Consider the following 2,973-nt stretch of genomic DNA (forward strand, 5'->3'; position numbering starts at 1 on the left):
CGGGTTCAACACCTCGACGAGGCGTTCGAAGGGGATGTCTTGGTGTGCGTAGGCGGTGAGGTCTGTTTCTCGGGTGCGGTGGATGAGTTCGCGGAAGGTGGGGTTGCCGTGGGTGTTGGTGCGGAGGACGAGGGTGTTGACGAAGAAGCCGATGAGGTTGTCGAGGGCGTCGTCGGTGCGTCCGGCGATGGGGGTGCCGATGGGGATGTCGTGGCCGGCGCCCATGCGGGTGAGGAGGACGGCGAGTGCGGCCTGGAGGGTCATGAAGAGGCTTGCGCCGCTGTCGTGGGCCAGGTCGGCCAGATGAGTATGGGTGGTTGCGGGGATGTGCAGGGTGATGCTGTTGCCGTGGTGTGAGGCGGTGGCCGGGCGGGGGTGGTCGGTGGGCAGTTCGAGTTGTTCGGGCGCGCCGGCCAGGGTGGTGGTCCAGTACTCCAGCTGGGTGGAGATGAGGCTGCCGGGGTCGTCTTCGCTGCCCAGGACGTCGCGCTGCCACAGGGTGTAGTCGGCGTATTGTGCGGGCAGGGCGGGCCAGTGGGGGGTGTGGTTGGTGATGCGGGCCTGGTAGGCGGTGGACAGGTCGCGGGCGAAGGGTGTCATCGACCAGCCGTCGGCGGCGATGTGATGCACGACCGCCAGCAGTACGTACTCCTGCGGTCCGAGGACGAACAGCCGCACGCGCAGGGGAAGGTCGCGGGCGAGGTCGAAGCCTGTGCGGGCCTCGCGGGCCAGGGCTTCGGGCAGCTCTTCCTCCGTGACCGTCTCGGTCACGGTCAGCGGCGGCACCGCCGCATCACCCTCGACGATGTGCTGGCGGGGCTGGCCGTCGGTCTGGGGGAAGAGTGTCCGCAGGCTCTCATGCCGCCCGACCACGTCCCCCACGGCCAGGCGCAGGGCGTCGGTGTCCAGTTGGCCGCGTAGCCGTAGTGACATGGGGATGTTGTAGGTGCCGGAGGGGCCTTCGAGTTGGCCGAGGAACCACAGTCGGCGTTGGGCGAAGGAGACGGGTACGGTTTCGGGCCGTGGCCTGCCGGTCAATGGCTGGCGTGCCAGGCTGGTTTCTTGATCTGCTCGTGCGCTCAGTCCCGCGACGGTCGGGGACTCGAAGAGCGCGCGGATGGTGAGTTCGACGTCCAGGGTGGTGCGGATGCGGCTGATGAGGCGGGTGGCGAGGAGGGAGTGTCCGCCGAGGGAGAAGAAGTTGTCGTCGATGCCGATGTCGGCGACACCCAGCACTTCCGCGAACAGCCCGCACAGGATCTCCTCGCGCGGTGTGCGCGGCGCGCGGCGGGTGAGTGCGGTCGTGTAGTCGGGGGCGGGCAGGGCCTTACGGTCCACCTTCCCATTCGGCGTCAAAGGCAGCCGCTCCAGCACCACCAGGGCCGAGGGCACCATGTAATCCGGCAGCCGATCCCTGGCCCCTGCCAGTACCTGCCCGACATCAACCCCCACACCGACATCTGTGGGAACGAGGTAGGCGACGAGTCGTTTGTCGCCGGGCCGGTCCTCCCGGACCTGCACCACCGCCTGAGCCACCGCCCCATGACCGGCCAGGACCGTTTCGATCTCACCGGGCTCGATACGGAAACCCCGCACCTTCACCTGCGCGTCCGCACGCGCCAGGAACTCCAGCTGCCCATCCGCCCGCCACCGCACCACATCCCCCGTCCGGTACATCCGCGAACCCGGAACCCGGGCGAAGGGATCGGCCACGAACCGCTCACCCGTCAACCCCGCACGCCCCCAATACCCCCGCGCCACACCCGCCCCCGCCACATACAACTCCCCAGCCACACCCACCCCCACCGGACGCAACCCACCATCCAGCACATACACCCGCGTGTTCCCCAGCGGACGCCCAATCGGCGGCACACCCACACCCACACCCACACCCACACCCATCCCGGCCTTGTCATCCCCGGCGGGAGCCGGTGTGCCGGTGTCCTGCTCCTTGAGCACGGCCACCGTCGACCAGATCGTGGTCTCCGTCGGCCCGTAACAGTTGACCACCTCACTGCCCAGCTCACACATCCGCTCCGCCAGCCCCGACGGCAGAGCCTCACCCCCCACCAGCATCCGCAACCCACCCACACACTCCGGCACCCCGGAGACCAACTCCTGCCACAACGACGGAGTCGCCTGCATCACCGACACACCCGCCGACTCCACCAGCCCACCCAGCGCAAACACATCCCGCACCACCCCCGACCCCGCCACCACCACACCAGCACCCGACACCAACGGCAAGAACAACTCCAGCACCGCGATATCAAATGCCACCGTCGTCACCGCCAGCAACCGATCACCCACACCCAGCCCACAGAACCCCGCCGCCACCCGCAGGAAATTCACCAGCCCGCGATGCGGCACCACCACACCCTTCGGCCGCCCCGTCGACCCCGACGTATACACCACATACGCCGGATGATCACCCGACAACACCCCCAACCGCTCACCAGCCACCACATCCCCACCCCCACAACCCGCCACCCCAGCCACCACACCAGCCTCATCCACCACCACCACATCCACACCCACCACCCCACCCAGCACACCCGACCCCACCACCACCGAATCCGTCACCACCAGCACCGGCCCCGCATCCCCCAGCACAAACCCCACACGCTCAGCCGGATAACCCGGATCCACCGGCACATACCCCGCCCCCGCCTTCAACACCGCCAACAACACCACCACCAAATCAAACCCCCGCGACAAAACCACCCCCACCAAACACCCCGGACCCACCCCACGCCCCATCAAATACCGCGCCAACCGATTCGCCCGCACATTCAACTCACCATACGACAACACCTCACCCTCAAAAACCAACGCCACCGCACCCGCATCACACCCCACCCGCTCCTCAAACAACTCCGACACCACCACACCCGAAACCGGCCACCCCGTATCATTCCAATCAACCAACACCCGCCGCCGCTCAACCTCACCCAACACATCAACCCGACCCAC

At 67.5% G+C, this 2,973-nt stretch carries 1 protein-coding gene; it reads right to left on the bottom strand.

Features of this window, described 5'->3' with window-relative positions; all coding sequences use genetic code 11:
• On the bottom strand, window positions 1-2,973 hold a 2,973-nt coding region (locus tag ACH4U7_RS53095), incomplete at its 3' end, for an amino acid adenylation domain-containing protein (RefSeq protein ID WP_398534929.1).

The sequence above is a fragment of the Streptomyces sp. NPDC020845 genome (genome assembly GCF_044334165.1).
GTDB lineage: Bacteria > Actinomycetota > Actinomycetes > Streptomycetales > Streptomycetaceae > Streptomyces.